The following is a 21,609-nucleotide window of genomic DNA, read 5'->3' on the forward strand; positions in this document are numbered from 1 at the left end:
ATCTGGGTTTCCATCCAGCTATTCTCACGTCACTGGAGCTAAATAGATACCCCTTGCATGCATACAGTAAAAATTCCCCGGCCGTGCCACACTCTCACCCCTCAAAGCAGGTGGTTATGTCTTCTACAGAATGGGCCCAGGCGGCCCTGCAGTCGTTTGATGCGGTGGTCAGCGCCACCGAAGGGTTTCGCAGCCGCCCCGGGCAGCGGCTGATGGCCGAGCAGGTGGCGCGCACCTTCAGCCGGGCCACGCTGGGCAAGGTGGACGAAGAAAGTGGCGAGCCCGCGCCCACGCGTTCCATCGCCGTCATCCAGGCGGGCACGGGCGTGGGCAAGTCGCTGGCGTATTGCGCACCCGCCATTGCACTGGCGCTGGCGCGGGGCACGCGGGTGTTGATCTCTACCGCCACGGTGGCGCTGCAGGAGCAACTGGTCAACAAGGACCTGCCTGCATTGGCCGCGCTGATGCCGCAGCCCTTCAAGTTTGCGCTGGCCAAAGGGCGCGGGCGCTATGTGTGCAAGCTCAAGCTCGACCGCCTCGCAGGCCATGGCGAGGCGCAAGAAGAGGGCGAAGACGACCTGTTTGCCGAGGAAGAAGCCGCCGCCCGCGCCAAGCGCCCCCGGCACGAGACCGAGGCGCGCATCCAGTTCTATTCGACGATGGCGCAGACGCTGGCCAAAGGCGCGTGGGACGGCGACCGCGACAGCCTCGATACGCCCCCCGAGCCCGAGGTGTGGAGCCCCGTGGCGGCCGAGGGCGCCTCGTGCACCGGCAAGCATTGCCCGGCCTTCAGCCAGTGCACCTACTACGACAAGCGCAAGGAGCTGGTGGGTGCGCAAGTGATCGTGGCCAACCACGATTTGCTGCTGTCGTCCCTGGGCGCGCGCGTGCTGCCCGAGCTGGACAACTGCCTGCTGGTGCTGGACGAAGCCCACCATCTGCCATCGACCGCTCTGGATCAATTCGCGTGCAGCATGGACCTGTCGCGCATCACCTGGATCGAGCGCCTTGCCAGCCGGGGCCTGCGCATTGGGGCACTGCTGGAGGTGGAAGAGATTGCCGACATCCCCAAGCATTCGGCCCAGCTGCGGCAAACGTTGCAAGACCTGGCGCGCATCGTGATGGATGTGTACGGCGAGCAGCTCAAGGGATTCTCTGGGCGAATCGAGCGGCAAGTGGGCGCTGCGGATCGGGATGGGCTGCAAGGCGCAAAGCACAGCCATAGCGGGCGCTATGGCGAGCATTTGCAACGCGGCAGACCGCCCGAGCCCGCAGATGCCCACGGCGCGAGGATTCGTGCAGAGAATCCCCTGCGCCAGCCCAGCGCCTGGGGACCGGCGCGGGTGCGGGTGCCGCGCGGTGAACTGCCCGAACAACTCATCGCCCCACTGGGCCTGCTGGCCGCCAGTGCAGACGGCTTTCTGGAAGCCCTGCGCGCCATCAGCAAGGCCCTGCGCGCCGAGATGCGCGACAAGCCCGACGAGGCCAAGCGCCTGTCCACGCTGTATGCGCAGATCGGCATGCTGGCCCCGCGCCTCGAAGAGCTGCACGCCACCGCGCAACTGCTGCTGCAGGACGCCCCCGAGGGCACGGTGCCCGCCGCCAAGTGGTTCACGCTGGAGGTGGACGGCGACTTCATCGTGGTCAAGGCGCACGCCAGCCCGATCCTGCCTGGCACCACGCTGCGCAACCACCTGTGGAGTGCGGTGCGCGGGGCGGTGCTGACATCGGCCACGCTCACCAGTTGCGGGCACTTTGATTTCTTCCTGCGCGAGGCGGGCTTGCATGGCGATGAAGCCACCACCACGCTCGAAGTGCCCAGCCCCTTCAACTACGCCGCACAGGGCACGCTGATTGCCGCCGAAACCCGCGCCGACCCCAAGAACGCCGCGCAGTTCACCACCGAGATGGTCGAAGCGCTGCTGCACGACATTGCCCGTGTGGAATACGGCGCGCTGGTGCTGTTTACCTCGCGCGAGCAGATGCGCCAAGCCGTGGACGCGCTGCCCACCGCCATGCGCAGCGTGGTGCTGGTGCAGAACGCGCTGCCGCGCACGCAGCTGCTCAAACGCCACCGCGAGCGGGTGGAGAACGGCGAACCCTCGGTCATCTTTGGCATGCAGTCGTTTGGCGAGGGACTGGATCTACCGGGGCGGCTGTGCGAATCGGTGTTCATCACCAAACTGCCCTTTGCCCCGCCCGACGACCCCGTGGGCGAGGCCCGCGCCGAGTGGCTGCGCGCCGTGGGCCGCGACCCGTTCAGCGAGCTCGTGGTGCCCGCCACCGCCATCCGCCTGGCGCAATGGGTGGGCCGCGCCATTCGCACCGAAGAAGACATGGCGCATGTGTACTGCTACGACAAGCGCCTGACGCGCACCAGCTACGGCCAGCGCCTGCTCAAAGGGCTGCCGCCGTTTGCGCTGGAGCAACGGGCGCCGCTGTGAGCGCTGTAAAGTCGCCACCCCGTTTCACCACTACAACCAGAAAGACCCCCATGCCCCATACCGTGCCTGCCTGCCCCCAATGCGGCCTGGAAAACACCTATCCCGATGGCAGCAACTACGTGTGCCCCGACTGCGCGTTTGAATGGCCGCAGGTGGCTGACACGACGGACACCGACGCAGGCGACGGCATCGTGCGCGATGCCGTACGTGATGCAAATGGCAACCCGCTGGCCGATGGCGACGCGGTGATCCTGGTGAAAGACCTCAAGGTCAAGGGCTCGTCCTCCTCCCTCAAGAAGGGCACCAAGATCAAGAGCATCCGCTTGGTCGATGGGGCCGACGGCCACAACGTGGACTGCAAGACCGACCTGGGCAGCATGCTGCTGAAGTCGGAGTTTTTGAAGAAGGCCTGACAGCGCAGGCCACTGCCACGGGGTGTGCGCAGGTGTCAGACAACGCCCCACAGGCAGGCGCGCGGGCTGCCGACGCCGCTGCGCCGCGCTGCCTCCTACAGTGCATTGAAGTGCCTGGCCATCGCCACGCACCATCCCTTTGACACCGCTGGAGGCACCTGCCCATGACACACGATTCCCCCGCCCACGAAACGCTCTGGAAGCTCATCAAAGACATTCGTTTCGCCATGCTCACCCACCGCACGTCATCGGGCATGCTGCACGCCCACCCGCTGACCACGCAGAACCGCAAGGTGGATGAGAAGGGCGAACTGTATTTCTTCATTCCCCAATCGGGCGAGCTGTACGAGCGCCTGCTCACCGACGGGGAGGTCAATGTCTCGTATGCCGACCCCGGCGCAGACAGCTATGTTTCGCTGTCAGGCCAGGCACGTTTTTCAGACGACATGGCGTTGAAAGAGGCGCTGTGGTCGCCCGCTGCGCAGGCCTGGTTCCCAGGCGGCGTGACGGACCCGGACCTGGCCCTGCTGGTGGTGCGCGTGCGCCACGCCGAATATTGGGATGTGGCCGAAGCCAAGATCACCCAGCTGTTCAAGATGGCCAAGGCCGTGGTTAGCGGCGAACCACCGCGCAGCCTGGGTGAGCACAAGGAATTGGCGATGCCCTGAGGCGACGAGCCCACCTGGGCGGACAGCGCCCCTGCGCACCCCGCCCGCCGGGCCGAAGGCCGGCCGTTGTACCCTTGGGGCCAGCCCCTTGCGTTTGCCTGCCTTCCCCCCATGCCCCCCATTGCTGTCATCGACTTTGAAACCACCGGCATGTCGCCCAGCCAGGGCGCGCGGGCGACCGAGGTGGCCATCGTGCTGCTGGAGGGCGGCCAGGTGGTGGACCGTTTTCAAAGCCTGATGAAAACCGGGGCGTGGATTCCGCCCTTCATCACCGAGCTGACGGGCATCAGCAACGCCATGCTTCAGGATGCGCCCAGTGCTGACGCCGTGATGCGCGATGCGGCGCGCTTTGTGGGCAAGGCGCCCATGGTGGCGCACAACGCATCGTTTGACAGCAAGTTCTGGCAGGCCGAGCTGCAACTCGCCGATGTGCCGGCGCCGCAGCCTTTTGCCTGCACGGTGCTGCTGTCGCGTCGCCTGTACCCCGATGCTCCCACGCACAAGCTGGGGCCGCTGGTGCAGCACCTGGGCCTGCCGCGGGCCGAGCGCGCCCACCGGGCGCTGGCCGATGCCGAGATGGCTGCCGCGCTGCTGGCCCGCATGCAGCACGACCTGACCACCCAGTGGCAGCTGCCCAGCGCCGACTTTGCGCAGCTGCAAGCCGTGCAGCGCTGCACGCGCAAAACCCTGGCGCAATGGCTGGCCCGGCAGGCCCACAACGCCCACGCCGCCAGCGCGGCGAAGGCAAGCCCCCGTGCAACGGCAGCCATACCGCAAATGTCGCTGCTATTTGATTGATAGCTGCTGGCGCTTACCCCATAAGCGCTGGAGGCCTTTTTCATTGAAATCACTGGGGCTGAAGCCTGCGGTGCACTTTGGGTGAGGTTCCCAGGTGTCGGGTTCTTGCCTACGGGTGCAAATGGTTACCACGGCTGCGGCGGGCGCTGGCTACGATGCCGCCCGGAGGACCCCAACCCGATGACCCAGACCGCCCCGGCAACGCCCTGCCTGGCCAAGGTCCCGCTGGACGCGGACCGCCAGGCGTACGCGCTGCTCATCGTGCATGCCGACCGCGCCATCGCGCCCCAGCCCGCGCTGCGCCAGGTGGTGGAGTTTGAGAGCACGCCGCACGGCGGCTTCATCAGCGCGGCGCAGGCGCACGATGGGGGCTGGGGCTACATCAACGAACAGGGCCAGTGGCTGGTGCCGCCCACGCTGGACAACGCGCGCGGCTTCACCGAAGACGGCGTGGCCCGCTTTTGCCGGGCTGGCCGCTGGGGCTATCTCAACCTGCTGGGGCAGGAGGTGATCGCGCCACAGTTTGACGACGCACGCCCCCTACGCAACGGCCTGGCTGCCGTCAAGACAGGGCCGCATGCCTGGCGCATCATCGACCTGCAAGGCCAGTTCACCTGCGCCGCCACGTTTGCCGACCTGGGCAACTTTGGCGCGGTGGGGCTGGCCCCGGCCCAGCCCTGGGACCCCGACCGCGGCCTGCCGCTGTGGGGCTATGTGGACCACCGGGGCCAGTAGGTGGTGGCGCCGCGCTTTGCGCAGGCGCACAGCTTCGACGAACAGGCGGTGGCAGCGGTGTCGGCCAACGGCAAGACCTGGGGCCTCATCAACGCACAGGGGCAATGGGTGCTGCAGCCCTGCCACACACGCATGGATGCCTTCAACAGCGAAGCGCTGGCCTACTACGCCGACGCCACGGGCGACGGCCCCTGCGGCTACCTGAACACGCGGGGCAAGGTGGCGGTGCGGGGCGGGCAGGGCCTGTCGCCCCAGATGGCGTGCGGGCTGGTGGCAGACCGTACCCACGAAACACGTTTTTTTGACCTGCACGGCGCCCCGCTGCCAGGCGCGGCGCTGAGCTACGCCACCGACTTTCAGCCCGAGCTGGAATGCGCTGTGTCAAGGCTTGCCTGTACAACATCACCCGATGCCAACCCCTGGGGCTTGCTGCACACCGATGGCCGGTTGGTGCCTGCGCCTCAAGGCCTGAGGGAGCCGCTGACGCAGAGCGATGGCTCCATCCCGCCCACCCAGCCCGACACCGCGCTGGCGCCCTTTCTGGCCAGAGATAAGCAAGTGGTGTGGATCGACAGGGAAGGGCAGGTGGTTTGGCGCGCCCGTTATGACGGCGGACAAGTCATTTTTTGCAACGCGCAAGATCAGATTCTGTGGCGCAGCCCGGTCGCTGCCAGCCACCGCGCGCCACGCGCGTTTTTCCAGCCCCACGCGGCAGACTGGCTGGATCACCTGGAAGACATGGACCACATCGTCCCCGCCGCCACGGCACTGGCACACGAAGCCGAAAGCCGCCTGCATGCATGGGCCCAGGCGCAGGAGCCACACGCAGCACAGCCCGTGGCCCAGCAACGCGTGGTGCACACCCACCTGGGCCTGGCGCAGCGCAGGGCCTACCCCTTCATGGAAGCAAGCTTGCACGACGCACTGGCCCACGCCCGGCAGGCATTGGTGCAGCACCTGCAAGCGCAGTGGGGCGTGGCCGACCCCGACCCCGAACACGCAGCGCCCGCGCAGAGCCTGGGCACGCCCCTGGCCGCATGGCGGCGGCCTTTGCAAACCCCCTTGGCCCCCAGCCCCACCAGCGGCGAGTGGGTGCACCTGCCGGAAGCGAATGCGCTGTGGATCAGCCTCTACCCCCAGACCGGTGCGGACGAAAGCGGCGCCTGGTGGTCGCTGTGGTTGATGGCCGCCCCCAGCGTGGACGCCCTGCTGGCCGCACAGCACGCGCGCGATGCGGTGCTGGCGCACACCGCCGCCCCCTCGCTGAACACCGCAAAGGAGGCAGAAAACACCGAGGCGCCCACCACCCGCGCAGCGTGGCTGGCCGCTGTGCTGAACCAGCCGCAAGCCCTGGGCCAGGTGCCCGCCGCGTGGCTGGACGACGCCATGGTCGATGCTGCCCTGCAAGCCCACCCCGCCGCACTGGCCCAGGTGCCTGCTGCCTTGCAAACCCCTGCGCGGCTGGAGGCCCTGCTGCGCCGGGGTGTGGACGTGGCGGTGCAGATCCCGCCCCACTGCATGACCCGCGACGCCCTGCTGCTGGCCCGCGAGCTGTACGCGGGCCACCCCACCTGGGACGCGCGGGACGAGCGCTGCAGCCAGCCCCTGGCGCAGCCAACGGCGCCCGTGTTATGGGGCTGCCTGCTCACGCCAGAACAGGCCCTGCACGCGCTACAGGCCGGTGTGCCTTTATGCGATATGCCCCACTGGCTGCGCACCAATGCCCTGGAGCAGGCGGCGCTGGACGCTGACATCGCCAACCTGGCGCACCTGGCCCCGGGCCAGATCACGCCCGTGCTGGCCCAGCGCGCCGTGCTGCACGCCGACGGCCGCCTCATCCGGCATGTGCCCGCAGAGCTGCTCACGCCAGCGTTGTGCCTGGCCTCCGCCCAGGCCAACGGGCTGACGCTGCAAGACATTCCCCCGCCACTGCGCAGCCTGGAAGTGTGCGTGGCCGCGCTGGAAGACCAGCCCGACATGTTCCCCCAGATACCGACCGAGCTGGCCGTGGCGGTGACCACCGCGCTGATCGACAACGACCTGGCCCGCGCCCGCGAACAGGGCGCACCGCGCGAGGGCAGCGCCTGGCATGTGGCGCGGGCCTGGGCCCAACTGGCCGTGAACCAACCCCAGGCGGCTGTGGACGACGCCCTGCGCGGCCTGCCCCATGTGCCAGCGCCCCAGCACGCCCACTACGTGCTGGCCCGCGCCTACCAGGCGCTGGGCCACACCGCGCAGGCGGCGCTGGCGGCCTGCAGCGTGCTGTCGCTGCAGTCGCCCTACCGGCCCGCATGGGGCCCCACAGAAGACACGGGCTGGCTCACCGCCCTGGCGCGCTGGCACATGGGCCATGCCGACGAAGCCACCCTCATCCACCAGCTGGCGCTGCACCCGCAAACCCTGGCCGATATGCCGCGTGCGCGCATCACCCCCGCCATGGTGGACGCAGCCCTGGCAGCCGACCCTGCCACGGTGCGCTGGGTGCCCAAGCGGCTGATGACGCCCGCCCACTACGCCGTGGCGCTGCGTGTGGGCGTGAAACGGCCTGAGGACATTCCACCCGCCATGGTCATGGCCCTGGACCAGGCTACCCAGGCACAGCCTGCTGCCAGCGCACCGGCCATGCCTGCACCACGCCCGTTGCAAGCAGAGCGCCGTGCGCAGCCCCCTGCAGAGGCTCCTCGCCCGCCACATCCAGGCACCCCGCGTGTGGCCACGCCATGGGCCTGGTGGCTGCTGGGCACCGTGCTGCGCAGCGCCGTGGGCCATCCCGCCAGCGCGCGGGGCCTGGTGCACTGGCTGGAACAGCGTCCGCTGGTCGCGTCTGCGCTGCATGCCCTGCTGAGCCTGCTGGCCGTGGCGCTGCACACCACCGTGTCGGTGGCCGTGTGGCTGGCCGAAGGGCCCGAAGCCGGGCTGGGCACCTTTGTGCTGGTGGGCTTTGCCGACGCCTACTGGGCCTGGCAATTCGCCTGGGAGGCCACCCGCCCCAGCCTGACCCTGGCCGCCAGCGCGGTGGTGCTGTACCTGGTGGTGTGGTGCCCGCTGTACCGCAAGGCCGGGCGCGCGCTCGGCCACCCCCGGCAAACCAGCAGCTGACTGCGCCCCGCCGTGCGGCGGCCGGTGGCACAAATCAGTATCATTTTGATAGCTGCTGGCGCTTTATACATGGGCGTTAGATCCGTTTTTCATCTAAAACCACTTCGTTTCAGCCATTTGCACGGTGTGGCTACCGCGGCCTGCATTCGCTCCAAGCCCTCCCACATTTATTTACAACACGGGTATCTGCAGCAAAGCACGCACAGGTCATTTGCTACAATATTGATAATTCTGATAAAAATGTTCTTCCACTAGCCAGCCGCCCTGTTTAACCCTGTTTGACAGACCACCGGCCAGCCACTGACTGTGCAACGCCCATGAAACGAGGCTCACCCCCTCGCCAGCGCACGCTGCGGCCCCTGGTCGTTTCCTGGCTGCTCGCGGGCATCACCAGCGCCTATGCGCAGGCAGACATGGTTGATCTGCCACTGGAACAGTTGATGCAGATGCAGGTGACCACCGCCAGCCGCTACGCACAAACCGCGCTGGAAGCCCCGGCGGCCGTCAGCGTGGTCACTGCCGAGGACATCCGTCTTTTTGGGTACCGCTCGCTGGCAGAGGTGCTGGCCAGCATGCGCGGGCTGTATGTGTCTTACGACCGCGCCTACCACTACCTGGGCACCCGGGGCTTTGCCACGCCGGGCGACTACAACACGCGCGTGCTGTTGCTGGTCAACGGGGTGCGGCTCAACGACAACCTCTACGACCAGGCCAATATTGGCACCGACTTCCCGATAGATCTGGACCTGATCGAGCGGGTGGAGTTTGTCTCCGGCCCGGGCTCGGCCGTGTATGGGGCCAACGCCTTCTTTGGCGTGGTCAACGTCATCACGCGCGACGGGCGCCAGCTGCCCGGGCCGCAAGTGTCGGTGGAAGCGGGCAGCCAGGGCAGTGCCAAGGCGCGCCTGTCGGTGGGCACCGTGGATGCCTACGGCGGCGACTGGCTGGTGGCAGCCACCCGGGCCACGCGCCGGGGCGCAGACCTTTACTTCCCAAGCTACGACGCCCCCAACAGCAACCACGGCGTGGCCCAGGGGCTGGACTTTGACCGCAGCACCCAGCTGTTTGCCCGCATGCGCCGCGATGGCCTGGCGCTGACCCTGGCACATGCCGAGCGCCACAAGGGCGTGCCCACGGCGGCGTTCTCGCAGGTGTTCAACGACCCGCGCTCCCGGGTCACCGACCAGAGCACCCGCCTGGCGGCCGAGTACACCGCGCAAGTCTCGCCCACGCTGGCCTTCACCGGCCGTGCCCACGCAGCGCGCTACCAGTACGTGGGCGACTATGTGTACGACTACCCACCGCTCACCATCAACCGCGATGTGGGTACCGGGCAATGGTGGGGCGGCGAATTGCAGTGGGTGAGCACAGCCCTGGCACGCCACAAGCTGGTGTGGGGCCTGGACTACCGGCGCGACACGCGCATCACCCAGACCAACGCCGACCTGGACCCACCGGCCGAGTACCTGAACGCCCGGCGCACAGGCGACGTGGCAGGCGTGTATGTGCAGGACGAATTCGCCTTGCAACCCAACCTGACGCTGCACACCGGCCTGCGCTGGGGCAAGCAGACGGGCAGCTCCGGCACGCTGAACCCGCGGCTGGGGCTGGTGTACTGGTGGAACCCAGCCACCGCCATCAAGCTGCTGCACGGCACCGCATACCGACCACCCAACGCATACGAGCGCGACTACCGCGTGGACATGCCCGGCAGCATTGTGGACAGCCAGCATGTCCGCTCGGAGCGTGTGCGCACCACCGAGTTGGCGCTGGAGCACGCCCCCTCCGGCGGCACACGCTACCTGCTGACGGCCTTTAGCTCGGAAGTGAAAGACCTCATTTCGATGAGCGCTGCAGCCAGCATCGACCGCTTCCTGCTGGACAACACGCACTCGGTCAAAGTGCACGGCGTGGAAGCCGAGCTGGAGCAGCGCTGGCAAGCCGGGCAGCGCCTGCGCCTGGTGTATGGCTGGCAAAAAGCGCGCGACTCTTCCGTGGATGGCACGCTGAGCAACTCGCCCCGCCATTTGCTCAAAGTGCAGTGGTCTGACACGGTGAGCGCAAGCCCCGCCAGCGCCTGGGGCCGGGGCCGCTATGCCATCGAAGCCATTGGCGTGGGGCCACGCAGCACTTCCAGCGGAACCAACCTGCCGGGGCATCTCCTCACCAATGTGAACTATTCCATGCGCATCTCGCAGGTGGATGTGTCGGTGGGCATCTACAACCTGTTCAACCAGCGGCATTACAGCGCCACATCGCTGGAAATACGGGACGACGCCCTGCGGCAGGACGGGCGCACCTTCCGCGTGAAGCTCACTTACGCGTTCTGAGCCATGCACACCTTCCTGCGCTCCTGCGGCAAGCCACTGTGGTGGCTGGCCCTGCTGTGCGGCGCCTGGACTGCGGCGCACAGCGCAGAGCCTGTGGCAGAGCAGGACCTGAAGGCCGCCTACATCTTCAACTTCATCCAGTTCATCGAATGGCCCGAAAAGCAGGGAAGCGGCAACGAATTCACCGTCTGTGTATCGCCCTTCAGCCCGTTGAAGCGCTCGCTCACGGCGCTGGAAAACAAGCAGACCACCCGGGGCCAGGCCATCAAGATCCGGCACCTGGAAGCCGCCACCCTGCGAGAGTGCGAAGCCCTGATCGTGCACAACCCTGATGCCGAACATGTCTTGCGCGCGCTGCGGGCCGCACCGCAGGGCCACGGCGTGTTGACGATTGCCGACGACATGACTTTCGTGGACCCCGACATCGTGATCGCGCTGGCGCAATCCGAAGGGCGCTTGGTGTTCCACATCCACGCCGATGCGGCCACCAAGGCCGGTCTCACCATCAGTTCCCGGCTGCTGCGCCTGGCCAAAGGCACCCGATGAAAAGCAAGGCATCCCCCACATCTACCGTGGCCCTGCAGTTGCAGCCGCTGCTGCTGTCGTCCAAGCTGGTCGTCACGGGCATCTGGACGGCTGGGCTGGCACTGCTCACGGTGGTGCTGGCGCTCACGGCGGTGGATTACTGGAGCGCACGCGCCTCCATGCTGCAAGACAGCGCCGTGGAGGCCGCCATCGTGGCCGACAACGTCTCGGCCGCCGTGGTGTTCCGCGACACCGAAACCGCCACCGAGATGCTGTCGGCACTGCGCTCATCGTCCATGGTGCTCAGCGCCGGTGTGTATGACCGCGACGGCGTGCTGTTTGCGCACTACGCCCGCTCGCGCGACCCCCACTTCCCCACCACCTTGCGCGCCACGGGCATGGACCGCATTGCCGAGCGCGCCGGGTGGACCATGCTGGAGATCACGCACCCCATCCACGGCGCGGATGCCGAAGTGGGCACCCTGTACGTGCGCAAGTCGATGGAGGCTGTGTACAAGCGCCTGGGCTTTCGCTTTCTGAGCGCTTCGCTCATCGCCGCCTGTGTGATGGCATTGGCCACGGCCATTGTGCTGCGCAGCCGCGAAGTGGTGCGCGAGGCCGAAAACCGCCTGCAAGTGCTGGCCCACACCGATGCCATCACCGGCGTGAACAACCGCCATGCCTTCAACGAGCGGTTGGCCGCAGAGCTTGAACTGGCACGCAGCACGGACCAGCGGGTGGCTCTGGTGTACATCGACCTGGACAACTTCAAGACGCTCAACGACACCTTCGGCCACGCAGCGGGCGACGGGCTGCTGCGCCAGGTGGCCAGCCGCCTGCAGTCGGTGATGCGCCGCAGCGACAGCATCTCGCGCATGGGTGGCGATGAATTCGCCGTGATCCTGCGCCAGAACATGGATGACGAGGCCCTGAGTCAGTACGGCGAGCGGATCATCAGCGTCTTTGAGCTCCCCTATACCGAAGCCGGTCAGCAGGTGAACGTGACGTGCAGCGCCGGCATTGCGTCCTTTCCCGACGACGCTCCGGACATGGATGCCCTGGTCAGCAACGCAGACACGGCGATGTACCGCGCCAAGGAGCTGGGCAAGAACCGCTGCGTGCGCTTTGACGCGTCGATGAACCAGGCCATGGTGCGCCGCCAAGCGATCGAGCAAGCGCTGCGCGCCGAGCTGGAAGGCGGCCACGGCCTGGCGCTGCATTACCAGCCGCTGTTTAGCGCGCGCGACAACGCCCTGGTGGGGGCCGAGGCCCTGCTGCGTTGGACCCACGCCGAGCTGGGCAACGTGCCCCCGCTGGAGGCGATTTCGGTGGCGGAAGACTGCGGCCTCATCGTGCCACTGGGCTACTGGGTGCTGCGCACGGCGTGCCGTGACGCATCGCGCTGGCAGGGCAGGCACGCCCACCCACAGCGCGTGGCCGTGAACATTTCGGCCCGCCAGCTGGGCGACCCGCAGTTTCTGGAGCAGGTCATGGACATCCTGCGCGCAGAGAAGCTGCCTGCCGACCTGCTGGAGATCGAGCTGACCGAAACCGTGCTGATGGAAAACATGGAAGCCGGCGCGTACACGCTGCACCGCCTGAGCCAGCTCGGCATCCACCTGGCGATTGACGATTTTGGTACCGGGTATTCGTCGCTGGCCTACCTGCGCCAGCTCCCCATGCGGCGCCTGAAGATCGACCGCAGTTTCGTGCGCGACCTGCCCTCGCAAGAGCACAGCCGCAAAATCGTCACCGCCATCGTGGCACTGGCGCACGGCCTGGGGCTGGAAGTCACCGCCGAAGGCGTGGAAACGCTGGAACAGGCCGAGTACCTGGTGGAGCAGGGCTGCGATGTGCTGCAAGGCTATGCCTTTGCGCGGCCCATGCCCGTGCAGCAGTTTGTGGAACTGCAGGCTTCGCACTGATGGCATTGCATGTGTCACTGCGCATGACCGCGCGCCGCCCGCAAGGCTCCGCGCCCAGGTGCCTGTGCTAGCATTTGCCCCCTATGCAACGCACACTGCGCCTGTCCCCACTACCGCTAAGCCTACTAGTGCTTGGCCGGGGTCTGCACGCGTTCGCACACCCGGCTGCCACCTCGCGCAGCCGTTGAACCACCCGACATCCCCCTGACCCCGGCCCCCACACCAGCTCTTGTGCCATGCGCAAGGGGCTGCAGGGGACGTCATCCGATTTGTTTCTGATGACCCGTGCCGGGGCTGCTGCCACAACGCACTCCAAGTGCTCGCGCAGCCCGGCACCACCGAAGTGGAGCCTTGCCATGATGATCGCCAAACCCGCCACCAAATACCAAGCCATGGCCCCCGTGGCATTGCCCGACCGCCAGTGGCCCAGCCGCAGCATCACCCGCGCGCCGCGCTGGCTCTCTACCGATCTGCGCGACGGCAACCAGGCGCTGTTTGAGCCCATGAACGGCGAACGCAAGATGAAACTCTTCATGGAGCTGGTGCGCATCGGCTTCAAGGAAATCGAGGTGGGCTTTCCAGCCGCATCACAGACCGACTTTGACTTTGTGCGCCGCCTCATCGACGAAAACCTGATCCCCGAGGACGTGACCCTCATGGTCATGACCCAGTCGCGCGAAGACCTGATTGCGCGCACCGTCGAAGCAGTCAAAGGCGCACCGCGCGCCATCGTGCACCTGTACAACGCCACCGCGCCCGCGTGGCGGCGCATTGTGTTTGGCATGAACGTCACGCAGGTGATGCAGCTCATCGCCCACCATGTGGGTTACCTCAAGCAGCTCACCGATGCGCGGCCTGAAACGCAATGGACGCTGCAGTATTCCCCCGAAACCTTCAGCGCCACCGAACTGCACGTCTCGCTCAAGGCCTGCCAGGCCGCCATTGCCGCGTGGAACGCCGGGCCCGGCCGCCCCATCATCATCAACCTGCCCACCACGGTGGAAAACGCCACGCCCAACGTGTTTGCCGACCAGATCGAGTGGATGGACCGCCACCTGAGCCCGCGCGAGCACATCGTGCTGTCGGTACACACCCACAACGACCGGGGCACCGGCGTGGCCGCCGCCGAGCTGGCGGTGATGGCGGGCGCCCAGCGCGTGGAAGGCTGCCTGTTTGGCAATGGCGAACGCTGCGGCAACATGGACATCGTGACCATGGCACTGAACCTCTACACACAGGGCGTGCACCCGCAGCTTGATTTTTCCAACATCACCGCGGTGGCGCGCGTGGCCGAGGAATGCACGGGCATCCCCATCCACCCGCGCCACCCGTACGCGGGCGACCTCGTGTTCACCGCGTTCTCGGGCTCGCACCAGGATGCGATCAAGAAAGGCTTTGCTGCGCAAGACCCGGATGCGCTGTGGGAAGTGCCCTACCTTCCCATCGACCCGGCGGACCTGGGCCGCACCTACGACAGCGTGATCCGCGTGAACAGCCAGTCAGGCAAGGGCGGCATTGCGTTCTTGCTGGAACGCGAACACGGCGTGGTGATGCCGCGCCGCATGCAGGTGGAGTTCAGCGCCACCGTGCAGCGCCACACCGATGCGAGCGAGACCGAAATGGGCGCCGCGCAACTGTGGGAACTGTTCCAGGCCACCTACCTGCGCGCCCCGGCCGAGCCCGCCGTGGTGTGCCACAGCCACCGGCTGGACGAAGACGGCCAAGGCATTGAGCTGGACGTGACGGTGCAGGGCGTGCGCCAGACCTTGCGCGGCCAGGGCAACGGCCCCATTGCCGCCACGGTGGACGCCCTGGGCCTGCCGCTGCGCGTGGACCACTACGAAGAACGCGCCACCGGCAGCGGTGCCAACGCCCAGGCGCTGGCCATTGTGGAAGCCGCCATGGAGGGCGTGAACGGTGCCACCTTTGGCGCGGGTATGAGCCACAACATCGTGACCGCATCAGTCAACGCCATCGTGAGCGTGGCCAACCGCCTGGCACACCGGCTGCCCCACCAGGCTGGCACTGCTGCTGCGCACGCCTGAACCATCGGCCTTTTTCCGCTATATAAAACATAGCTGCCAGCGCTTATCCAGCAAGCGCTGCAGCCTTTTTTCATTCAAAAACCCTGCGGCCCCGGGCAGCATTGGCAAGGGCCCACGGCATCCGTTACCCTTCGGCCCATGCGAGCCCTTTCCTGTTCACTGCTGCTGGCGGCCACTGTGGCCCTGGTCGGTTGCAGCACTCCACCCACCCCATCGCCCAGCGCCACGGGGGCCTGGCCCACACAGCGCTCGGCAGCGCCCACGCTGTCGGACGAGCAGGCCCACGGCATTGCCATCCACGCCCTGGGGCTGGTGGGCACGCCGTATCGCTACGGGGGCAACACGCCGGACTCGGGCTTTGACTGCAGCGGACTCATTGGCTATGTGTACCGCAACCAGGTGGGCTCCGCGCCACCACGCACTGTGGCGCAACTGAGCAGCTGGGGCCAGGTGATTGACCGCAGCGAACGGCGCACCGGCGACCTGGTGGTGTTTGGCCGGGGCCGCAACCCTTCGCACGCCGGCATCTACGTGGGCGAAGGCCGCTTCGTGCATGCGCCTTCCACCGGCGGCGAGGTGCGCATGGACCACCTGGAATCCAAATACTGGGCGAAGCAAAACGCCTCGTTTCGCAGGCCCTGAATTCGGCCGCCCTGAGCGGCTTCGCCGCGCCGCGCGACAATCGGGGGCATGACCCACGCACACCGCTCCGCCACCCCCGTTTCCACCCACGACACCACACGCATTGATGACACGCGCATCAAAGCCGTGCGCCCGCTCATCACGCCCGCGCTGCTGCAAGAGTGGCTGCCGCCCACCGAAGCCGCGCTGGCGCTGGTGGAATCGAGCCGCGCCGCCATCTCGCGCGTGCTGCACGGGCAGGACGGCCGGCTGGTGGTGGTGGTGGGCCCGTGCTCCATCCACGACCATGCCCAGGCCATGGAATATGCCCATGCCCTGAAGGTGCAGGCCGATGCGCTACAGGACGACCTGCTGGTGGTGATGCGCGTGTACTTTGAAAAGCCCCGCACCACCGTGGGCTGGAAGGGCTACATCAACGACCCGCACCTGGACGGCAGCTTCGCCATCAACGAAGGGCTGGAGCTGGCGCGCAAGCTGCTGCTGGATGTGCTGGCCACCGGCCTGCCCGTGGGCACCGAGTTTCTGGACCTGCTGTCGCCGCAATTCATCAGCGACCTGGTGAGCTGGGGTGCCATTGGCGCGCGCACCACCGAGAGCCAGAGCCACCGCCAGCTGGCCAGCGGCCTGAGCTGCCCCGTGGGCTTCAAGAACGGCACCGACGGTGGCGTGAAAGTGGCGAGCGACGCCATCCAGGCCGCGCAGGCCTCGCACGCCTTCATGGGCATGACCAAGATGGGCCAGGCCGCGATTTTTGAAACCCGCGGCAACCAGGACTGCCACGTGATCCTGCGCGGCGGCAAGCAACCCAACTACAGCGCCGCCGATGTGGATGCCACCTGCGCTGTGCTCAAGGCCGCTGGCCTGCGCGAGCAGGTGATGATCGACGTGAGCCATGCCAACAGCAGCAAGCAGCACCAGCGCCAGATCACCGTGGCGCAAGACGTGGCTGGCCAGATTGCGGCGGGCGACCACCGCATCACCGGATTGATGATTGAAAGCCACCTGCAGGAAGGCCGCCAGGACATCGTGCCCGGCCAGGCGCTGCAAAAAGGCGTGTCGGTGACGGACGCCTGCATCAGCATGGCCCAGACCGTGCCGGTGCTGCAGGAACTGGCCGCCGCCGTGCGCGCCCGCCGGGCACATCGCGCAGCGGCATAAGCGAGTTGGGCTGGGGCGCCCAGCTGCCCGAGCCGCCCAAGGGAGCAAGAACAGGCAGTGCGTCTGCCACCCATGTGGGTACGCACTTGTTTCACGGTGTAGCATAGACGCCGAGTGCCCCCCGAGCTTGTCCATCACCCCTCTGGCGGGGCCCAGGCCATTCCATGCTGGTGATTTTTTCCCACCGACCACTGCCGATACACCGCAGGCCACCCCCACGGAGGCCTGTCTGATCATGGCCGCGTTGCAGTTACCGCCCGTGCACTCCACCGATGCCGCCAGGCTGCGGGCGCTGGCGGAATACGCAATCCTGGACACTGACCAGGAAGAGTCTTTTGACCAGCTGGCCTTGCTGGCGGCGCGGCTGTGCAGCGCCCCCATGGCGGTGGTGAATTTTCTGGATGCCGAGCGGCAATGGTTCAAGGCCGCTGTGGGCGTGCCCATGCGCGAAACGCCCCGCTCCGAGGCATTTTGCGACCACGCCTTGCGCAGCCCGCACCAGCCCACCGTGGTGCAAGACACCACCCGGCACCCGATTTTTGCCACCTACCCTTCGGTGGTGGGTGAGCCCCACATTCGCTTTTACGCCTGCGTCCCCCTCGTCACGGACGAAGGCCATGCCCTGGGCACCCTGGCGGTGATGGACACACGCTGCCGGGGCCTGGCGGCGGAGGAATTACAAGCGCTGCAGATGCTGGCCCGCCAGACCATGGACCAGCTGGAACTGCGCAGGCAAAAACTGCAGCTGTCCATGGCGCTGCAAGAGCGCGAACAGATGCGTGCCGCGCTGCAAGCGCAAAACAACGTGCTGCAGGCCGCGGGCCGCGTGGCGCGCCTGGGTGGCTGGGTGATGGAACTGCCCAGCCGGGCGTTCACGCTGTCTTCCAGCATTGCCAGCACCTTTGGCATGCGCCGCGCAGAAGAGTCCACCAGCGAAGACCGCCCTGCCACGTACGCCCTGGACGAGGTGTTGAAAGCCTTCCAGCCCCCCTTTCACGAACGGATGCAGCAGGCCTTTGCTACCTGCATACAAACCGGGCGCGACCTGGACGAGGTGGCCGAGGTGCCGCTGCCGCAAGGACAGCGGCTGTGGGTGCGCACCAGCGGCCATGCCGTGCGCGATGAAGCGGGCCGGATCGTGCGGGTCGAAGGCGCGTTCCAGGACATCTCTGCGCAGCACCAGGCCGAAATGCAGGCCCAGCGCAACGCACAGCACCACGCCGAGCTGCTGCAGGTGCAGCAGCAAATCTCGTCGCTGGACATGGCGCTGCCCGACGCCCTGCGGCTGGTGGCCCACACCGTGCAAAAACAGACGGCCGCGCGCGGGGCCATGATCGAACTGCTGGAGGCCGAGCAACTGGTGGCCAAGGCGTCGGTGGGCGACATGGTGCGCCCTGAAGGCAACCTGCTGTCGGTACACGACAGCATCTTGTGGCCTGCGCTGCACCAAGGCCGCACGGTGTGGTGCAACGACACCCAGGCGGCGGGCTGGGACATGGCCTCCATGCCGCACCGCTGGGGCGTTCGCTCGGTGATGGCCACACCGCTGCGCGCGGGCAACCACATCGTGGGCAGCCTCAAGGTCACCTCCGATCAGCCCGATGCCTTTTCGCGCAACGATGTGGACCGGCTGGAAATCCTCACCGAATCACTCGGCACCACGGTACAACTGCGGCATGTGACCAGCCAGCTCGAAGCGTCTGCGCGGCAGTACCGCCTGATGTTCAACGAGCACCCGCACCCGATGTGGGTGTACGAAAGCGCCAGCCTGCGCCTGCTGGCGGTGAACCGGGCCATGCTTTTGCAATACGGCTACACCGAAGCCGAGGCGTTGCAGTTGACGCTATTGGACCTGTTTCCCGCTTCGGAGCGTGAGAACGTGCGCACCGCCGTGCATGCCACGGCCTCAGAAAGTCGGCATGTGCCCGCACTGTGCCAGCAGTTGCGCAAGGAAGGCAGCCTGTTTGACGCAGAAGTGACTGCGGGCAGCATCAGCTTCAACGGCGTGGCCGCCCGCCAGGTGCTGGCGGTGGACGTGACCGAGCGGCTGCGGGCCGAACGCGAGATTGCGCGCATGGCGCGTGCCCAGAAGCTGCTGAGTGCCTGCAACGAAACCCTGGTGCGCGCGACGTCTGAATCTGCCTTACTGCAGGCCATCTGCCAGATCGCGGTGGACATTGGCGGCTACCGCATGGGCTGGGTGGGCTTTGCCCACGACGACGAACACAAGACGATTGCCCGCGTGGCCCATGCTGGCTACCAACACGAATACCTGGACAAGGTGCGCCCGACCTGGGACGAAAACAGCCCCACCGGCCAAGGGCCTGCGGGCCAGGCGGTGCGCAGCGGCCAGCCCGTGATCGTGCACGACCTGCGCAAGAGCAACGACCTGGGCGACTGGACCCAGCGCATGCTCGACAACGGTTTTCACGGCGTGATTTGCCTGCCCCTGCGCGCACAGGACAAGACCTTTGGCCTGCTGTACCTGTACGCCCCGGAGATCCTGCACATCAGCCCGCAGGAAACCGCGCTGCTGCAAGACCTGGCCAACGACCTGGCCTTCGGCATCACCAGCTTGCGTGCCCACAAGGCGCAGCAGCGCATTCTGGACTCAGTCATCAAGGTGGCGGCGGCGGTGTCGGCCAGCACCGGCACGGCATTTTTTGTGCAGCTGGCCACCAACATGGCCGAGGCGCTGGGCGCGCAGGTCGGCGGCGTGATGCGCATGAGCCAGCCCCTTGGCCAGCCACCCCGCGCCATCAGCCTGGCCACCGTCATTGACGGGGTAGAGCAACCTGCCTTTGACATGCCCATGGAGGGCTCCCCCAACATACAGCTGCTGACGCAGCGGCAATACGTGGTGGCCGACCATGTGCTGCAACATTACCCGCGCTCGTACCTGGGCGGCAAGATCGGAGCCCGGGCCTATGCGGGCCAGCAGCTGTGCAGTGCCGACGGGCAGGTGATTGGCGCCATTTTTGTGCTGTTCCGCCAGGCGTTGACAGACCCGGACTTCGTCACCTCCACCCTGCAGATTTTTGCGACCCGGGCCTCGGCAGAGATCGAGCGCCTAGCAGCCGATGCCCGCATCCGCCACCAGGCGTCGCTGCTGGACAAGGCGCAGGACGCCATCCTGGTGCGCGACCTGGACCACCGCATCATCTACTGGAACAAGAGCGCCGAGCGCCTGTACGGCTGGAGCCAGCTGCAGGCGCTGGGCCAACCCGTGCACACCCTGCTGTACAAAGACGACGCGCAGTTCTACCGCGCCACCGAAGCCACCCTGGAACATGGCGAATGGACGGGTGAGCTGGTGCAGCGCCACCGTGACGGGCGCGCCATCGACGTGGAAGGGCGCTGGACCCTGGTGCGCGGCGAAGACGGGCAGCCCCAGTCCATCCTGGCCATCAACACCGACATCACCCAGCGCAAGGCCACCGAGCGTGAAATCCAGCGCCTGGCCTTTTACGACCCGCTGACCAGCCTGCCCAACCGCATGCTGCTGATGGACCGCATGCACCATGCCCTGGCTGCCGCGCAGCGCCACCAGCAGGGCGGGGCGCTGCTGTTCATCGACCTGGACAACTTCAAGCAGCTCAACGACACCCTGGGCCACGACCAGGGCGATTTGCTGCTGCAGCAAGTGGCCAAGCGGCTGGGCCACTGCGTGCGCAGCGTGGACACCGTGGCGCGGCTGGGTGGCGACGAGTTTGTGGTCATGCTCGAAGAACTCAGCGCCTCGGGCGACGAGCTGGTGCTGCAGGCGCGCAGCGTGGGTGAAAAAATCCTGAACATGCTGTCCATGCCCTACCCGCTGCAGGGCTACCAATACCGCAGCACCCCCAGCGTTGGCATTGCACCCTTCACCGGCACCGAGTCCACCACCGTGAGCGAGCTGCTCAAGCAGGCCGACCTGGCCATGTACCAGGCCAAAGCTGCAGGGCGCAACACCCTGCGGTTCTTTGACCCGCAGATGCAGGCCGTGGTGACGGCGCGCGCAGCGCTGGAGGCCGACCTGCGCGCGGCCCTGGCGCAAGACGAGTTTTTTTTGCACTTCCAGCCCCAGCTGCGCCAAAGCGGCGCGATTGCGGGTGTGGAAGCACTGCTGCGCTGGAACCACGCCCAGCGCGGCATGGTGCCGCCTTCCGACTTCATTGCCTTGGCTGAAGAAACCGGGCTGATCGTGCCGCTGGGCCGCTGGGTGCTGCACCACGCCTGCAAGCTGCTGGCCAGCTGGCAGAACGACCCCTTGCGCCGCGACCTGACCATGGCCGTGAACGTCAGCTCCAGCCAGTTCCGCAGCCCCAGCTTTGTGGACGACGTGGCGCGCGTGCTGGCCATCACAGGGGCGCCCTCGGGCCAGCTCAAGCTGGAACTGACCGAAAGCGTGCTGGTGGAAGACATGGAAAGCACCATCGCCACCATGGAAGCCCTGCGCGCCTATGGCGTGGGCTTCTCGCTGGACGACTTTGGCACCGGCTATTCCTCACTGAGCTACCTCAAGCGCATGCCGCTCGACCAGCTCAAGATCGACCAGAGCTTTGTGCGCGATGTGCTCTCCGACCCCAACGACGCCGCTATCGTGCACACCATCATCGGGCTCTCGCGCAGCCTGGGGCTGGACGTGATCGCCGAAGGGGTTGAAACCCAAGAGCAGCGCATTTCGCTGGGCGGGGCCGGTTGCGACCTGTACCAGGGCTACCTGTTCAGCAAACCGCTGCCTGTGGCAGACCTCGAAGCCTTCCTCACGCAAGCCCTGCAGGGCTGAGCATGTTGCCGGCACCCTGTGCCGGTTTTCCCTGCCGCGCCCACAGCTTTTGTCTTCTG

Annotated in this window: 13 protein-coding genes; all 13 read left to right on the forward strand. The window is 66.8% G+C overall.

Annotated features, from left to right (window positions below):
• Positions 1-116 precede the first annotated feature (116 nt).
• The 13 genes from dinG (at position 117) to AADJ04_RS01880 (ending at position 21,550) form a co-directional block, all read left to right on the forward strand.
• On the forward strand, positions 117-2,444 hold the full coding sequence (gene dinG, locus AADJ04_RS01820; RefSeq protein ID WP_341238547.1) for an ATP-dependent DNA helicase DinG: 2,328 nt from the start codon (positions 117-119) through the stop codon (positions 2,442-2,444).
• Positions 2,445-2,494: 50 nt separating this feature from the next.
• Positions 2,495-2,857 (forward strand): zinc ribbon domain-containing protein YjdM, encoded by a 363-nt coding sequence (locus AADJ04_RS01825; protein WP_341238548.1) that lies wholly within the window; start codon positions 2,495-2,497, stop codon positions 2,855-2,857.
• A gap of 164 nt (positions 2,858-3,021) precedes the next feature.
• Positions 3,022-3,525: a pyridoxamine 5'-phosphate oxidase family protein gene (locus AADJ04_RS01830; protein ID WP_207373528.1), complete on the forward strand. Its 504-nt coding sequence runs from the start codon at positions 3,022-3,024 to the stop codon at positions 3,523-3,525.
• 111 nt (positions 3,526-3,636) lie between these two features.
• Complete coding sequence (locus tag AADJ04_RS01835) at positions 3,637-4,323, forward strand: 3'-5' exonuclease (RefSeq protein ID WP_142082613.1); 687 nt, start codon at positions 3,637-3,639, stop codon at positions 4,321-4,323.
• Positions 4,324-4,503: 180 nt separating this feature from the next.
• Positions 4,504-5,058, forward strand: coding sequence for a WG repeat-containing protein (locus AADJ04_RS01840; RefSeq protein ID WP_341238549.1), 555 nt, complete (start codon positions 4,504-4,506; stop codon positions 5,056-5,058).
• Positions 5,059-8,157, forward strand: coding sequence for a WG repeat-containing protein (locus AADJ04_RS01845; RefSeq protein WP_341238550.1), 3,099 nt, complete (start codon positions 5,059-5,061; stop codon positions 8,155-8,157). It abuts the gene before it with no gap.
• A gap of 317 nt (positions 8,158-8,474) precedes the next feature.
• Positions 8,475-10,487, forward strand: coding sequence for a TonB-dependent receptor (locus AADJ04_RS01850; protein WP_341238551.1), 2,013 nt, complete (start codon positions 8,475-8,477; stop codon positions 10,485-10,487).
• Positions 10,488-10,490: 3 nt separating this feature from the next.
• On the forward strand, positions 10,491-11,033 hold the full coding sequence (locus AADJ04_RS01855; protein WP_341238552.1) for a YfiR family protein: 543 nt from the start codon (positions 10,491-10,493) through the stop codon (positions 11,031-11,033).
• Positions 11,030-12,937: an EAL domain-containing protein gene (locus AADJ04_RS01860; protein WP_341238553.1), complete on the forward strand. Its 1,908-nt coding sequence runs from the start codon at positions 11,030-11,032 to the stop codon at positions 12,935-12,937. Before AADJ04_RS01855 ends, AADJ04_RS01860 begins: the two co-directional genes overlap by 4 nt.
• A 359-nt stretch (positions 12,938-13,296) precedes the next feature.
• Positions 13,297-14,982 (forward strand): 2-isopropylmalate synthase, encoded by a 1,686-nt coding sequence (leuA, locus tag AADJ04_RS01865; protein ID WP_341238598.1) that lies wholly within the window; start codon positions 13,297-13,299, stop codon positions 14,980-14,982.
• Between the two features lie 138 nt (positions 14,983-15,120).
• Positions 15,121-15,624 carry a C40 family peptidase gene (locus AADJ04_RS01870; protein WP_066787708.1) on the forward strand — a complete coding sequence of 168 codons (504 nt, stop codon included), beginning with the start codon at positions 15,121-15,123 and terminating at the stop codon, positions 15,622-15,624.
• A gap of 48 nt (positions 15,625-15,672) precedes the next feature.
• The gene (locus AADJ04_RS01875) at positions 15,673-16,782 is read left to right on the forward strand and encodes a 3-deoxy-7-phosphoheptulonate synthase (protein ID WP_341238554.1); all 1,110 of its coding nucleotides are present in this window, start codon (positions 15,673-15,675) and stop codon (positions 16,780-16,782) included.
• Between the two features lie 235 nt (positions 16,783-17,017).
• The gene (locus AADJ04_RS01880; protein WP_341238555.1) at positions 17,018-21,550 is read left to right on the forward strand and encodes an EAL domain-containing protein; all 4,533 of its coding nucleotides are present in this window, start codon (positions 17,018-17,020) and stop codon (positions 21,548-21,550) included.
• Positions 21,551-21,609: the final 59 nt, after the last annotated feature.

Source organism: uncultured Acidovorax sp. (assembly GCF_964021665.1).
In the GTDB taxonomy this organism is placed as follows: Bacteria; Pseudomonadota; Gammaproteobacteria; order Burkholderiales; family Burkholderiaceae_C; genus Acidovorax; species Acidovorax temperans.

Coding starts and splice junctions, on each gene's coding strand:
- dinG (WP_341238547.1), top strand. CDS start 117: ATGTCTTCTACAGAATGGGCCCAGGCGGCCCTGCAGTCGTTTGATGCG.
- AADJ04_RS01825 (WP_341238548.1), top strand. CDS start 2,495: ATGCCCCATACCGTGCCTGCCTGCCCCCAATGCGGCCTGGAAAACACC.
- AADJ04_RS01830 (WP_207373528.1), top strand. CDS start 3,022: ATGACACACGATTCCCCCGCCCACGAAACGCTCTGGAAGCTCATCAAA.
- AADJ04_RS01835 (WP_142082613.1), top strand. CDS start 3,637: ATGCCCCCCATTGCTGTCATCGACTTTGAAACCACCGGCATGTCGCCC.
- AADJ04_RS01840 (WP_341238549.1), top strand. CDS start 4,504: ATGACCCAGACCGCCCCGGCAACGCCCTGCCTGGCCAAGGTCCCGCTG.
- AADJ04_RS01850 (WP_341238551.1), top strand. CDS start 8,475: ATGAAACGAGGCTCACCCCCTCGCCAGCGCACGCTGCGGCCCCTGGTC.
- AADJ04_RS01855 (WP_341238552.1), top strand. CDS start 10,491: ATGCACACCTTCCTGCGCTCCTGCGGCAAGCCACTGTGGTGGCTGGCC.
- AADJ04_RS01860 (WP_341238553.1), top strand. CDS start 11,030: ATGAAAAGCAAGGCATCCCCCACATCTACCGTGGCCCTGCAGTTGCAG.
- leuA (WP_341238598.1), top strand. CDS start 13,297: ATGATCGCCAAACCCGCCACCAAATACCAAGCCATGGCCCCCGTGGCA.
- AADJ04_RS01870 (WP_066787708.1), top strand. CDS start 15,121: ATGCGAGCCCTTTCCTGTTCACTGCTGCTGGCGGCCACTGTGGCCCTG.
- AADJ04_RS01875 (WP_341238554.1), top strand. CDS start 15,673: ATGACCCACGCACACCGCTCCGCCACCCCCGTTTCCACCCACGACACC.
- AADJ04_RS01880 (WP_341238555.1), top strand. CDS start 17,018: ATGGCCGCGTTGCAGTTACCGCCCGTGCACTCCACCGATGCCGCCAGG.